Annotated in this window: 10 protein-coding genes; 3 read left to right on the top strand and 7 right to left on the bottom strand. The window is 65.8% G+C overall.

Translation table 11 applies throughout. The features are described from left to right. Positions 1-46: 46 nt before the first annotated feature. The 3 genes from accD to P9273_RS25020 all read left to right on the top strand — a co-directional run bounded on the left by accD (position 47) and on the right by P9273_RS25020 (position 2,911). Positions 47-973: an acetyl-CoA carboxylase, carboxyltransferase subunit beta gene (gene accD / locus P9273_RS25030; protein WP_278051178.1), complete on the top strand. Its 927-nt coding sequence runs from the start codon at positions 47-49 to the stop codon at positions 971-973. 138 nt (positions 974-1,111) lie between these two features. Further along, a complete protein-coding gene (locus P9273_RS25025; protein ID WP_278051177.1) occupies positions 1,112-2,437 on the top strand; it encodes a bifunctional folylpolyglutamate synthase/dihydrofolate synthase in 1,326 nt (441 codons plus the stop codon). Between the two features lie 54 nt (positions 2,438-2,491). Further along, entirely contained in the window at positions 2,492-2,911 is a 420-nt protein-coding gene (locus tag P9273_RS25020) for a VOC family protein (protein WP_278051176.1), read from the top strand. A 412-nt stretch (positions 2,912-3,323) separates the two neighbouring features. Here P9273_RS25020 and P9273_RS25015 read toward each other — a convergent pair whose 3' ends face one another. From P9273_RS25015 to tsaE, 7 genes are all read right to left on the bottom strand, one after another. Beyond that, complete coding sequence (locus P9273_RS25015) at positions 3,324-3,554, bottom strand: plasmid stabilization protein (RefSeq protein ID WP_278051175.1); 231 nt, start codon at positions 3,552-3,554, stop codon at positions 3,324-3,326. Between the two features lie 76 nt (positions 3,555-3,630). Beyond that, positions 3,631-3,912: a cupin domain-containing protein gene (locus tag P9273_RS25010; protein ID WP_027166948.1), complete on the bottom strand. Its 282-nt coding sequence runs from the start codon at positions 3,910-3,912 to the stop codon at positions 3,631-3,633. A 132-nt stretch (positions 3,913-4,044) separates the two neighbouring features. After that, a complete protein-coding gene (gene trxA, locus P9273_RS25005) occupies positions 4,045-4,368 on the bottom strand; it encodes a thioredoxin (RefSeq protein ID WP_041000044.1) in 324 nt (107 codons plus the stop codon). Positions 4,369-4,442: 74 nt separating this feature from the next. Then, the gene (gene addA / locus P9273_RS25000; protein ID WP_278051171.1) at positions 4,443-7,955 is read right to left on the bottom strand and encodes a double-strand break repair helicase AddA; all 3,513 of its coding nucleotides are present in this window, start codon (positions 7,953-7,955) and stop codon (positions 4,443-4,445) included. Then, on the bottom strand, positions 7,952-11,071 hold the full coding sequence (gene addB / locus P9273_RS24995; RefSeq protein ID WP_278051169.1) for a double-strand break repair protein AddB: 3,120 nt from the start codon (positions 11,069-11,071) through the stop codon (positions 7,952-7,954). The genes addA and addB overlap by 4 nt, the downstream gene beginning before the upstream one ends. Beyond that, positions 11,068-11,790, bottom strand: a complete 723-nt coding sequence (locus P9273_RS24990; protein WP_278051167.1) for a nucleotidyltransferase family protein — start codon at positions 11,788-11,790, stop codon at positions 11,068-11,070. The genes addB and P9273_RS24990 overlap by 4 nt, the downstream gene beginning before the upstream one ends. Continuing rightward, positions 11,787-13,298 carry a tRNA (adenosine(37)-N6)-threonylcarbamoyltransferase complex ATPase subunit type 1 TsaE gene (gene tsaE / locus P9273_RS24985; RefSeq protein ID WP_278051165.1) on the bottom strand — a complete coding sequence of 504 codons (1,512 nt, stop codon included), beginning with the start codon at positions 13,296-13,298 and terminating at the stop codon, positions 11,787-11,789. The genes P9273_RS24990 and tsaE overlap by 4 nt, the downstream gene beginning before the upstream one ends. Positions 13,299-13,305: the final 7 nt, after the last annotated feature.

Genomic DNA, 13,305 nt, shown 5'->3' with positions numbered 1-13,305 from the left:
TTTCCTGGAATAGCTTGAAGTTCTTCCAGGACAGGGAGCCGAAGCCATGAACTGGATCACCAATTACGTCCGCCCGAAGATCAATTCGATGCTTGGCCGGCGCACCGACATGCCGGAAAACCTCTGGATCAAGGATCCCGAGACCGGCGAGATGGTCTTCCACAAGGATCTCGAATCCAACCAGTTCGTCATCCCGTCCTCCGGCCATCACATGAAGATCTCGGCCAAGGAGCGGCTGAAATATTTCTTCGACGACGGCAAATACGAGGTGCTGGAAAACCCCAAGGTCGTCCAGGACCCGCTGAAGTTCCGCGACGAGAAGCGCTACACCGATCGCCTGAAGGAGGCGAAGGCCAAAACCAGCCTCGAGGATGCGATCCTCAACGCCGCCGGCACGATCGACGGGCTGCCGGTCATCGTCACCGTGCAGGACTTCGCCTTCATGGGCGGCTCGCTCGGCATGGCCGCCGGCGAGGCAATCGTCCACGCTTTCGAGGTGGCGCTGCAGCGCAGGCGGCCGCTGATCCTGTTCGCCGCCTCCGGCGGCGCCCGCATGCAGGAAGGCATCCTCTCGCTGATGCAATTGCCGCGCACCACGGTTGGCGTCGACCGGCTGAAGGAAGCCGGCCTGCCCTATATCGTCGTGCTGACCAACCCGACCACGGGCGGCGTCACCGCCTCCTATGCCATGCTGGGCGACGTCCACATCGCCGAGCCGGGCGCGCTGATCGGCTTTGCCGGTCCACGCGTCATCGAGCAGACCATCCGCGAGAAGCTGCCCGACGGCTTTCAGCGCGCCGAATATCTGATGGAGCACGGCATGGTCGACATGGTCGTATCGCGGCTCGAGATGCGGCCGACCATCGCGCGTTTGCTGAAAATGCTGCTCAAGATGCCGCCGGCCGACAAGCCGCTCGAGCCGGAAATCCTGCCGCCGGCGGTGGTCAGCGCCGAGGCGCGGCCGCCAGCCTGAGGCGATATCATCGGCCGGCGCGACATTGTTCGCCGCGAACCATGATTTGCGCCGTCCGTTGTGTGCTGTAGCCTCTTGATGCGCATGACCGTTCCGAGACCGATTCCCGGTCTCTGGGTTAGGCGTTAGGATTCCGCCATGACAACGCTTTCCGCCGAACGCGAAATCGAACATCTGATGACGCTGCATCCGAAAGGCTTCGACCTTTCGCTGGACCGCGTCACGCGGCTGCTCGAACGCCTCGGCAATCCGCAGGACCGGTTGCCGCCGGTCATCCACATCGCCGGCACCAACGGCAAGGGCTCCTGCGCCGCCTTTTCGCGCGCGCTGCTGGAGGCGGCCGGCCACCTCGTCCACGTCCATACCTCGCCGCATCTGGTGAACTGGCACGAGCGCTACCGGCTGGCGGCCGAAGGCGGCGGCAAGCTCGTCGACGACGACGTTTTCGCCGAAGCCATTGCGCGCGTCGCCAAGGCCAATGCGGGCCAGACGATCACCGTCTTCGAGATCCTCACCGCCGTCACCTTCATCCTGTTCTCGGAGCATCCGGCGGAGGCGGCGATCATCGAGGTCGGCCTTGGCGGCCGCTTCGACGCCACCAATGTCATCAAGCGTCCGGCCGTTTCGGTGATCATGCCGATCTCGATGGATCACGAAGCCTATCTCGGCGACCGTGTCGAGCTGATCGCCGCCGAAAAGGCCGGCATCATGAAGCGCGGCTGCCCGGTGGTGATCAGCGCCCAGGAAAGCGAGACAGCGCTTCAGGTGCTGATCGAGACGGCCGAGCGGCTGGATTGTCCGACCGTGGTCTATAGCCAGGATTTCCTTGCTTTCGAGGAAAACGGCCGCATGGTCTACCAGGACGAGGACGGGCTGATGGACCTGCCGCTGCCGCGGCTGCCCGGTCGGCACCAATACGCGAATGCCGCCGCGGCGATCGCCGCCGTCAAGGTGGCCGGCTTCGAGATCGGCCATCGCGCCGCCGAGCGGGCAATGACCCATGTCGCCTGGCCGGCACGCATGCAGAAGCTGACGCAGGGCAAATTGGTGGATCTGGCGCCGAAGGGCGCTGAGATCTGGCTGGACGGCGGCCACAATCCCGGCGCCGGCATCGTCATCGCCGAGGCGTTGGCCGAGCAGGAGGAGAAGAATCCGAGACCGCTGGTCCTGATCTCCGGCATGATCAACACCAAGGACCAGACCGGCTATTTCAGCGCCTTCAAGGGGTTGGCCCGTCATGTCTACACCGTGCCGGTGACCAACAGCGAAGCCGGCGTGCCGAATGACGAGCTGGCACTGCGTGCCGAAGAGGCCGGCCTGTCGGCGGAGCCGGTCAGCTCCGTCGCCAACGCGCTGATGCTGTTGCGCGACTCCTGGGACGGCCCGGCGCCGCGCATCCTGATCGGCGGCTCGCTCTATTTCGCCGGCGCCGTGTTGGCCGAGAACGGCACGCCGCCGACCTGAGCAATTCCCGGAAAAATGCGCAACGGTTTCGGCGGGGGCCGAAAGGAGCCGGCCATGATCAAGGTGAAGCAACTCGCTCATGTCTGCATCTTCGCGCATGACCTGGAGGCGACGCGCCGCTTCTACCGCGACGTGCTCGGCATGGACACAAGGTTCAATTTCCTGCGCGACGGCAGGATTTTCGGCTTCTATCTCGACTGCGGCGGCCGCAGCCATGTCGAGGTCTTTGAAAGGAACGAGGCGAGCTACAGCGACCGCGATCAGATCAACCACTTCTGCCTGGAGGTGGAAGATATCGACGCGGCGATCGCCCATATCCGGTCGAAAGGCGTCGAGGTCACTCCGAAAAAGCTCGCCTGCGACGACACTTACCAGGCCTGGATCAGCGACCCAAACGGCGTGAAGATCGAGCTGTTTGAATACACTGCACAAAGCGCGCAATTCGTCGGCCGCGACTGCGTCGCCGACTGGTGACCAGTTCAGCTGATTGACCGGTCCGAAATTCGGCTAGACAAAGGGATTTTGAAAAGGTTGCCGTTTGTCTTGGTGCAGGATTTTCCATTCATTTGCGTGAAATCAGCGCAAACGCCGGGGATTGGTCGAGAGCCGCCCCCAACCTCGTCATTCTATGGCGGAGCAAGGAGCGAAGCGACGCGGCGCAGACCATAGAATCCATGCTTTGACCTGGAAGCACCGCCACGGTGCAGAATTTTGCTCCGTTGCATGCCTTGGCGAAGGTAACGGCATGGATTCTAGGGTCTCCGCGACGGAGCTTCGCTCCTGCTCCGCCCTAGAATGACGATCGCGATGGGCGTTTCGGCCAATCTCCAACGCATGCCGCCTGTCAACGCAAGAGCCGACCAGTCAAAATCCCTATGCAGTGCCACTAGAGTTCGCGGCCTTCGCGGATAATTTTATCCAGATCGATGTCGGCTCCGCTGCTTGCAACCAGTCGAGCATAGAAGCTGGATGCGGGTTCGCGGCGTGCTTCCTGAATCTCATAGGACTCCAGCGCGCGTTCGATCACATCAGCCATGGAACGATTCTCGCGACGCGCAAGTCGATGAGCAATTTCCCATGCTTTTGCGCTACGGACTGAGAGTTTTGGTCCGGCCATTTCGAACTCCGCTTGCCGGAAATAGATACCGACAGAGCTTAGCCATCAAGATGGCAGGTGATGGCTAGCCAACAGCCTACTTCAGCTCGATCTCAATGAAAGCATATTCGCCGTCATTGGCGTTGATGACGTCGTGCTCGACGCCTTCCCGGCGGAAATAGGGCGCGCCCTGCTTCATCTCGGCGAAGGATTCGCCGTCCTTCGTCACCAGCTTCACCTTGCCGTCCATCAGCGGCACCACGACATAGTCATGGCCGTGGCGGTGCCAGCCGGTGTTGGCGCCCGGCGCGAAGCGGTACTCGGTGACGATGACGCGCTCATTGTCGACGTGTACTGTGGCCTTGGCTGTCCCGGTCATGGCGCTCTCCCTTTTTCTGAAGCAAAGAGTATGACGTGCCTGCATGCGAGGGCCAGAGCGCGTCGAGCGATGACGCCAAAGAAAAAGCCCGGCGCGATTGGCCGGGCTTGTCCTTGAACTTTTCGAATCGGCTCAGGCGAGGCTGCCGTTGATCCAGTGCGACAGCGCCGTCTTGGGCGCCGCGCCGACCTTCATGTCGGCCACTTCGCCGCCCTTGAAGATCATCAGCGTCGGGATCGAGCGCACGCCATACTGAGCGGCGAGCTCGGGGTTCTCGTCGATGTTCAGCTTGGCGACCTTCACCTTCGAGCCGAGTTCCTTGGCGATGTCTTCCAGCGCCGGGGCAATCATCTTGCACGGGCCGCACCATTCCGCCCAGAAATCCACCACGACCGGCTCCTTGGCGTTGAGCACATCGGCCTGGAAATTGCCCTTGTCGACCTTGACGGTGGCCATGCTGAAATCCTTTCGAAAACTCGGGTTGCACCAAATGTGGTGGTTGTGGCGGCGATGTTCAAGCAGTTCTTGTGTCACGCTCCCGCGAGTCGGGCAAGGGCATCGTCCATGGCCTTGGCCGGCAGCTCGATCAGGCGCGGCGCCTCGGTGAAGAGCAGCGCCGCTGTCACCTCTCGCCCCGGATAGAGCGGCTGAAGCAGCGCCCGGTAGAGCGCAAGCTGCAGCACATAGGCAGGCGGCACTTCCGTCAGGTCTTTGGGCGCCGGCCGGTTGGTCTTGTAGTCGACGATCGACACCTTTTCCGGGGTGACGGCCAGCCGGTCGATCTTGCCGGAGATGGAACGCAGCCTGCCTTTCACCTCCAGGCTGCCCATGATCGCGACCTCGGCGCGTGACGACGGCGAGAACAGTGCGCCGAAGCGGCCGTCGGACAGGATCGCAAGCACGGCGTCCAGCGCCCTGTCGCGCTCGTCCGCTGGCCAATCGGCACCAGCGCGCGTCAGGTAGAGCTCGGCCGCGTCCCGCCTTTTCCCTTCGGCGATGCCGGGCAGCATCTGCAGCAATTTGTGCAGGGCCAGGCCGCGCACCACCGCGAAGCCGGGCTCGGCGGCGGCATCGAGTACCGGCGAGCGCGTGTCGGGCGCAGCATCTTTCGCTTCCTCGATCAGCGCCGAGGCGCCGGAAGGCGAAAGCGGCCGCGGCAGCTCCTCACAGGGCGGCAGTGGCCGGAACAGGGTTTCAGGCAGCGGCGCCGTGTGCTCGAACGGCCCTGCCTCGTCGGTGCCGGTCAGCGCCACCGGCGGCAATTTGGTCATGTAGAACCGGTGCACGGCCACCTCGGCCGTCGCCGGATGCCGCCGCTCGGAACTCTCGGGCGCGCCGAGCAGCGCGCGGCTGACGATCGAATGCCAGGTGCCGGGGCTGGGCTGGCGCTTGCCGTGATAGCCGCAGACGATCAGCCGGTCCTCCGCGCGCGTCATGCCGACATAGAGCAGCCGCCGGTACTCGTCGTCCGCCAGTTCGCGCGCTCGGATCGAGGCGGCCTTCGAGACGCCGTTGGCGACATCGCTGGCCGAGCGCCACAGATAGCCCTTGCCCTTCCATTGTGTCCCCGAGCTCTCGAACGGCATCAGCCGCGGCAGATGCTGGTCGCTGAACGGCGCCGAACCGCCATCGACCAGGAAGACGACCGGGGCTTCGAGGCCCTTGGCGGCGTGCACGGTCATGACCCGCACCTCGTCGCGCGTCTGGTCCATCTCGCGCTTGATCTCGGGACCGGCGTTTTCCAGCGTCGACAGGAAGGATTCCAGCCCCGGCAGGCCGGTCCGCTCCTCGGCCAGGCAGAAGTTGAGGAATTCGTCGAGGATGTCGCCGGCTTCGGGTCCCAGCCGCGCCGTCATCTTGCGGCGCAGCCCGTCACGCGCCAGCAGGGCGGCGTAGAATTCGAACACAGGCTTGAAGGCCACTTCGGTGGCCCAGCCATCGAGCCGGCTAACGACAGCGGCCAGGGCAATATCTTCGGCCGAATGCTGACGCAGCGAGGCAAGCAGCGACTGGCCCTTCGGCCTTTGGCCGGCAAGCGCCAGCAACGCCTCCTCGGAGACCTCGAAGATCGGGCTGCGCAGCACCGCGGCCAAGGACAGATCGTCTTCCGGCTGGATCAGGAAATGTCCAAGCGCGATCAGGTCCTGCACGGCGATGTGGCCGGGCAGGCTCAGCCGGTCGGCGCCGGCGACCGGGATCTGCCGGTTCTTCAGGCTGCGCGACAACGCATGGACGAAGCGGTCGCGCTTGCGCACCAGCACCAGGATGTCGCCGGCGGTCAGCTTCCTGCCTTTGCCTTCGATGACCTCGCCGCTGCGCAGCCAGGTCTGGATGGTGGTGGCCACATGCTCGGCGACGCGCACCGCGGGCGCGCTGGCATGGTTGACCGGCAAGGTCCAGTCGTCCGGCTCCTCGACCATTTCGGCGCCGATCGAAGGCCACACCTCGACATAGCCCGGCGCGTCGTTGCGGATCGCCTTGTGGCTCAAAGGGTCTGGATCGTGGCTGATGCCGCGCCGCACTTCCGGTTCGGCGAAGACGCGGTCGACCGCGGCCAGCACGTCGTCGCTCGACCGGAATGACCAGGTGAGCTTGAGATTGGCGAAAGCGGCTTCGGCGTCGCGCACACGGCCCGCAAATAACAGCCGGCTTTCGGCGAAGGAGTCCGGCGCTGCTCCCTGGAAGGAATAGATCGACTGCTTCTCGTCGCCCACGGCGAAGATCGTGCGCGTGACCGCCTCGCGCTGGCCGAGCCCGGCGAAGAACTCTTCCGTCAGCTTCTTCACCACCTCCCACTGGTCGGGGCTGGTGTCCTGCGCCTCGTCGAGCAGGATATGATCGATGCCCTGGTCGAGCTTGAACTGCACCCATGGCCCGGCATCGGGCCGTGACAGCAGGCTCACGGTGCGGGTGATGAGATCATTGAAGTCGAGGAAGCCCCGACCGCGCTTCAGCTGCTCGTAGCGCGCGATCAGCCAGCCGGCGACCGTGAGGGCCGCCGCTGTCCCTTCCAGCATGCGGAACAGCGCCAGCCGGTCGGTTACTTCGAGGATCGCCTTGGCCGCGGCGAGGTAGCGATCGGCCAGGTCCGGCAGCCGGTCCACCAGCGTCTTCTTGAAGATCTTGGGCGGTTCGTAAGGATCGCCGTCGGCCTTGAGAAAGGCCTTTGCCAGGAGCCGCAGCCGGCGGATCGGGTCGGCTTCGGCGAATGCCCCTCGCGCGTAAGGCATGACATTGTTCAGCACCTGCCGCGCGTCGGCGGCTTCGGCGGCCTGTGCGAATTCGGCGAACTGGCCGGGGGCGAAGCCAGGCAGCGGCCAGAGCGAAGCGGCGATGCCCTCGGCCGTCTGTCCGGATCTGAAGCCGAATTCGGCGAACAGCGGCCGGAAGTCCCGACCCTTGCCGACCTTGGCGATGAAATCGCGCAATTCGTCGCGCTTGCCGACGATCTCTGCAAGCAGCGTATCGAGCCCGAACTCGCCGCCGCGCTCCAGCACGGTGGCAAAGGCTTCCGCCAGCCCTTCGACGCCGGCGCCCGCGCCTGAGATCATGTCGCGGCGGGCCTCGCCAAACAGCGAGGCCTCCATCTGCGGATCGAGCATCTCGAAATGCGCCGGGATGTTGGCTTCGAGCGGGAACTGGTGCAGCACCGATTCGCAGAAGGCGTGGATGGTCTGGATCTTCAGCCCACCCGGCGTTTCGAGCGCCTCGGCGAACAGCCGGCGCGCGCGCCGCATCATGTCGCGGTCCGCGCCGCGGCCGTCCAGCGTCGCGATCCTGACCGCCAGCTCCGCATCGGGCAGCGCTGTCCATTCCGACAAGGTCGAGAACACGCGGTTCGACATGTTGGCGGCGGCCGCCCGCGTATAGGTGAGGCACAGGATCTTCGACGGATCGGTGCCGTTGAGCAGGAGCCTAATCACGCGCTGCGCCAAGACATGCGTCTTTCCCGAGCCGGCATTGGCCGACACCCAGGCGGAATAGGCGGGGTCTGAAGCGCGTGCCTGGCTGGCGGCGGTATCGGCGGGGATCGGATATTTCATCCTTCCGCCTCGTCTTCGCTGGCGCCACCGGCCGACCACTCCAGCACACGCGCCAGATGATCGTAGTCGCCCTCGGCTTCGCCCTCGCGGAAGGGAAGGGCGCGCGACAGATAGCCGGTGGCCGGGTCGGCATAATGGAAAAGCAGCCGCTCCAGCCGCGCCCAGGCTTCCTCGGAGAGGTCATTGGCGGTGCGCGGCTTGCGGTTATATTCGAGGATCGATTCTTCGAATACCTCGCCATTCGGCTTCAGCCGCACGAAGGCAAGCTGCGACGGTTCGCGGATGCCCAGCTCCCTGAAAGCGCCGCGCCTGAGCAATGCGCCTTCCAAAGCCAACTGCGGCGACAGCAGCGTGTGTGCCTGCGCTTTCGAAGGCGAGGAGCCGGTCTTGTAGTCGAGAATGTCGGCCATGCCGCCGGCCAGCAGGTCGACGCGGTCGGCATAGCCGGACAACGTCACGCCGGTGCGGCCCACCACCGTCTTTTCGGCGCGCTCCTCGGCATAGCGCCTCGTGACGGCATCGGCGCGGGTATGCTCCCACTCGATGATGTTTTCGGCCAGCTTTTCGAAACGCGGCCACCAGATGGCCTCGATATCCGGCGGAAGCTTTGCTTCGGCAAAGCAGAGACGGCCAGCTTCAATGAGGCTGGCCAGCGCGTTCGGCGCCCTTGGATCCTCGATCCGCCGCGAGAACAAATGCAGGATCTCGTGGAACAGCGTGCCGCGTTCGGCCGCGCCCGGATCGCGGATCAGCGGCTCGAGCGGCATCAGGCCGAGGATGCGCCGCGCATAGACCGCGTAGGGGTCGCGGCGCAAAGTCTCGATCTCGGTGACCGAGAAATGCTGCGGGCGCATGCTGAGCGGCGGCTTCGGCTGCGGGCGAGGAGCAAAATCCTTCTTCTCGCCGGCATCGAGCGCGCGCGCCCAGGCAAGCAGCGCGTCGCCGCGCCCGCGAAGCGCTGCCGCCGGTTCCTTGCCGATGAAGGTCAAGATGCGCTGCAGCCAGCGCGACGGCACCGCCGGCGCGTCACCCGAGCGCGCTGACCGTGTCAGCACCACTTCCGCCGCGCCCATCGCCATCTGGAAATCATGCGCGGCAAGGCCGATGCGCCGCTCCGGCGGTTCGAGGTCGATGCCTGTCTTCATCAGCCGCGACATGAAGCGGTCGCTCTCGGGCTTGCGCGGCCACACGCCTTCATTGAGCCCGCCGATGACCAGCGTGTCGACATTCTGCAATCGGGCTTCCAGCGCGCCCCAGATGGCGATGTTGCGGTCGGTGCCTTGCGCCGGCTTCACCGTCTCGGGCGCGATCAGCGCCTCCATCACGTCCGGCCACTCCGAAGCGGCGAAGGTAAAGGGCGAGGACGCCGCCACCAGTCCACGCAGCAGTTCGGCGAGCTTTTCGCCGGCGTCGCCGGCATAGAGCTCGGCCAGGCTGCCGTCCGCCGCTCGGCCCAGATCCTCCAGCGCGACGACGCTCGCGCTGGTCAACGTGGCGATGTCGGCGTCCTTCTCATCGCGCATCGCAGTGAGCGGCGAAAGCGCTTTGGTAAGGCGGCTAAGCATGCCGTGCGCCTGCTCGATGCCGCGCACGGTGAGACGCGAAAACCAGAAGGGCTGGCGGATATCACCGCTCAGCTCTGCCAGCCGAGTCTCGAAAAGCGCGCCGAGCGATGCGATATCGGGCCGGCCGGTGCCGCCGCGCAGCGCCACCAGCTCGACGAGTTCGGCCGCCTTGCGCACGTTTCGGCGTTCGAGGCCGAGCCCAAGCAGCGGATGCTTGAGCAAGGCAAGCAGGCCGACCGGATCGCCGGGCCGAAACGCGGCGCTCAGCGCCAGCCTGAGCAGGCTGGCCGCCGGCGTGTTGATGAGCGGCGCGCCGCCGGAATCGTCGGCAACGACGCCGAAACGCAGAAGTTCCGCCGAAACCCGCCGCGCCAGCGCGCGGTCGCCGGTGACGAGCGCCGCGCGTTTGCCCGGAGCCTCCACGGCGCGCTTCAAGGCGATGGCGATAGCCGCCGCCTCGTCGCGCTCGTTCGCCGCTTCCACCAGCGTCACGCCGGCAAGCGCCTGTTCGACATCGTCTGTCGTGAAGCGCGGCCGTGTCTCGGTCCAATATTCGGTGGTTTCGGCCGGCCGCAGCGCCTCGCCGACAAGGGCCGCGCGCAACTCGAGCGGCGGCGGCGCGGCGATCACGTCCTCTACATCGCGGCGCGGAATGCCGATGCCGCCGATCAGCTTGGCGAGGCCGTATTGCGGGTGGCCGAGCGTTGCCGGACGCGCGCCGGGCGCCGTGATCGCCGCGAAGGATGCATCGTCCATCTCGCGATCGAGCCCGGGCAGCACGACGGCCCCGTTGGGCAGACCGGCGATCACGGCAAGCAGTTCCGCCGTGGCGGGAATGGAGCCTGTCGAACCGGCGGCGATCACCGGACCGGCCGGCGGATTGCGCTTCAGCCTCGCCGCTTCCAGGCGGATCAGCGCGCTCCGATGCGCGGCGGGATTGGAGCGGTTGCGCTCCTTGAGCAGTTCCGGCCAATTGTCGGTAACGATGCCGAGGAAATCGAGCGTCACCTGCCACCAGCCGGCAAGGTTGCCGGTGACCAGCGTCGCGAGCTTTGCCCAGTCTGTGCCTTCGGTCTCGATCTCGTCCATCAGCCGGGCAAGGTCGCGCGCCAGCCAGATGGCGTCCGCGGCCGAGGTCGGCACGACGAATTCCTCGTTGAACCGGGCCCTGACATGGTCCGGCAGGCTTTCCTTCCAGGCGCGCACCAGCGGCGCAAGCAACAACAGCCGCTCCTGCGCGGCGATCGGCGGCGCGAGGTCTATCGCCGGCGCTGCCTCGGCGTCGAAGGCCGCCTCGTCTTCGTCGAATTCGCCGAGCGGCCGCACCGTCGGCAGGATGGCTGATCGTTTTCCGAGAATCTCTACGAAGGCGCCGCGCAGTGCCCGCGCGGCGCGGCGTGTCGGCACATAGATGGTGACGTCGGCCAGCGCCAGCGGCTCGCCATCGAAGCGGAAGCCGGGGATCAGTCGCCCGTCGAGCAACGCTCCGGCCAGCGTCGGCAGGAACGGCGCTCCGGGCGGGATGGAAAAGACGCGGCGCGCGCCGCTCATACCGCTTTCGCGAGCGCGCCGGCAACCGCCGCCTCGGCGGCGGGAATGGCGTCCGGCGTGCCGACGGTGATCCAGCGTCCATGCATTCTCATGCCGAACAGGCGCCCGGCGGCGATCGCCTTGTCGAAATAGACATTGAGCGAATGCGAGCCGGTGGGCGCGTCCTTGAAGATGCGCGGATGGACGATGGCGGCGCCGGCATAGATCAGGCCCGCCGGGTTGCCTTTCGAGCGCGTGAGCGCGCCGTCGGATGCAACCAGGAAATCGGTGCCGACGCAGTGCCCGGTGGCTGAGTCGAGATCGGTGAGCATCAGCAGAATATCCATTCTGGCGGCGTCCCATGCAAGGGCAAGACGCTCGAGGCTGGGCTCGCCTTTGTCGATCCAGAACGTATCGGCGTTGATGATGTAGAAAGGCGCAGTGCCCAGAAGCGGCAGCGCCTTGACGATGCCGCCCGCCGATTCCAGCAGCGCCTCGCGCTCGTCGGAAATGACGATCTTCGGTGCACGCCTATGGGCGACATGGGCGACGATCTGCTCGGGCAAATAGTGCACGTTGACGACGGCCTTGGCGATTCCGGCGGCTTCCAGGCTGTCCAGCCCCCAGTCGAGCAGGGTCTTGCCGGCGATTTTCACCAGCGGCTTCGGCATCGTGTCGGTGATCGGCCGCATGCGTTTGCCGAGTCCGGCCGCCAGCACCATCGCGGTCGTGGGCTTCATGCGACCCGTTCCTCGAGCAGGCCGTGGGCCATGTAGAATTCCTTCAGGCTGGCAAGCGCCGGATGCGCCAGCGCCCGCCTCAGATAGTCGCGGATGCGCGGCAGGTGCTTCAGATAGTAAGGCTTGCCGTCGCGCTTTTCGAGCCGCACGAAGATGCCGAGGATCTTCGAATTGCGCTGCGCGGCCATGATCGCATAGGCCTCGGCGAAACCGGCCTGGTCGAAAGCGCCGGCGTTGCGCCTGGCCTCGACATAGGCGGCGACCGTCCGCCGCTCGATCTCCGGCGGGACAGTGACACGCGCATCCATGGCTAGAGAGGCGACGTCATAGGCCGCCGGCCCGATCAGCGCGTCCTGGACGTCGACGATGCCGAGCCGGTCGAGGCCGTAACGCTCCGCGCGCCAGATGATGTTGGGCGAATGGAAATCGCGCAGCATCAGCGTATACTCACGGCCCGCGAGCCGGTCGAGCACGGCGTTCCATTCCTTATGGTAGCCGGCCCGCAATTCATCGCTTGCCGGCTTGCCGGTGATCATCGGCACATACCAGTCGACCAAAAGGTCGGCCTCGATCAGCATGGCTTCCCGATCGAAGGGCGGCACGTCGTGGACCACGCCGGGCGCCGCTTCCATCCGCGTGGGCCAGGCCTTGCCATGCATCATGGCAAGCAGCTCCGCCGCCGCCTCGTAACGTTCGGCGATAGGCTGGCCGTCGCCGCTCAAGAAACCTTCCGAACCGAGATGTTCGAGGAGCAGAAAGCCCTGGTCGAGGTCCTGGGCGTGGATTACCGGCACGCTGACGCCGGCCGCGAGCAACGCCCGGTCGATGGCGACGAAGGCGCTGACGGATTGCGCCGTATGGGCGATCACCGCATAGGGCTTGCCGTCGCGCACCGGCGGCCCGAGCACGAGGCGCGGCGAGTTCATCAGCACGCGCGGGGCTTGGCCAGGCAACGAGACGATCTCGTAGGAGCGAGGGGAGGCGTCGCCGACGAAATAGCTGCGGCTGGATTCGCCCCAGCCGGCTGTGGCCAGGAAATCGCGCATGGCAAGCGACCGCGCCGCGCGATCATAGGTCGGTCCCTGTCCCGACAATCGCGCCACGCGGCCTTCGCCCTGTTCGGCAAGCTCGACCCACAGCGCGTTTGCCGGCAAGCGGTCTCCGGCCCGTTCCGGCCATTCGATGAGCGCCGCGCCTTGGCCGAGCGCGTCCTCGAGGCCGAGCTCGTCGAGCTCGTCCGGCGCGGAGAGGCGGTAGAGGTCGAAATGATGCACCGGAACGCGCGTCTCGTAGCTCTGCACCAGCGTGAAGGTCGGGCTCGGCACTTCGAGGCTGTTATCATCGGCAAGCGCCCGGATCAGCGCGCGGGCCAGCGTCGACTTGCCGGCGCCGAGATCGCCTTTGAGCGCGATCGCGTCGCCGGCGCGCAATGCCATGGCGAGGTCCTCGCCAAGCCTTGCCGTTGCCGCCTCGTCGGCGAGAAAACGCTCCAGCACCATCCCTGTCATATAGGCC

The organism is Mesorhizobium sp. WSM4935, assembly GCF_029625735.1.
Lineage (GTDB): Bacteria > Pseudomonadota > Alphaproteobacteria > Rhizobiales > Rhizobiaceae > Mesorhizobium.
Note: the sequence above shows the minus strand (reverse complement) of the source record. Positions and strands in the feature narration are given on the sequence as shown.

Coding starts and splice junctions, on each gene's coding strand:
- P9273_RS24990 (WP_278051167.1), bottom strand. CDS start 11,790: ATGAAGCCCACGACCGCGATGGTGCTGGCGGCCGGACTCGGCAAACGC.
- P9273_RS25020 (WP_278051176.1), top strand. CDS start 2,492: ATGATCAAGGTGAAGCAACTCGCTCATGTCTGCATCTTCGCGCATGAC.
- addB (WP_278051169.1), bottom strand. CDS start 11,071: ATGAGCGGCGCGCGCCGCGTCTTTTCCATCCCGCCCGGAGCGCCGTTC.
- addA (WP_278051171.1), bottom strand. CDS start 7,955: ATGAAATATCCGATCCCCGCCGATACCGCCGCCAGCCAGGCACGCGCT.
- P9273_RS25015 (WP_278051175.1), bottom strand. CDS start 3,554: ATGGCCGGACCAAAACTCTCAGTCCGTAGCGCAAAAGCATGGGAAATT.
- accD (WP_278051178.1), top strand. CDS start 47: ATGAACTGGATCACCAATTACGTCCGCCCGAAGATCAATTCGATGCTT.
- tsaE (WP_278051165.1), bottom strand. CDS start 13,298: ATGACAGGGATGGTGCTGGAGCGTTTTCTCGCCGACGAGGCGGCAACG.
- P9273_RS25010 (WP_027166948.1), bottom strand. CDS start 3,912: ATGACCGGGACAGCCAAGGCCACAGTACACGTCGACAATGAGCGCGTC.
- trxA (WP_041000044.1), bottom strand. CDS start 4,368: ATGGCCACCGTCAAGGTCGACAAGGGCAATTTCCAGGCCGATGTGCTC.
- P9273_RS25025 (WP_278051177.1), top strand. CDS start 1,112: ATGACAACGCTTTCCGCCGAACGCGAAATCGAACATCTGATGACGCTG.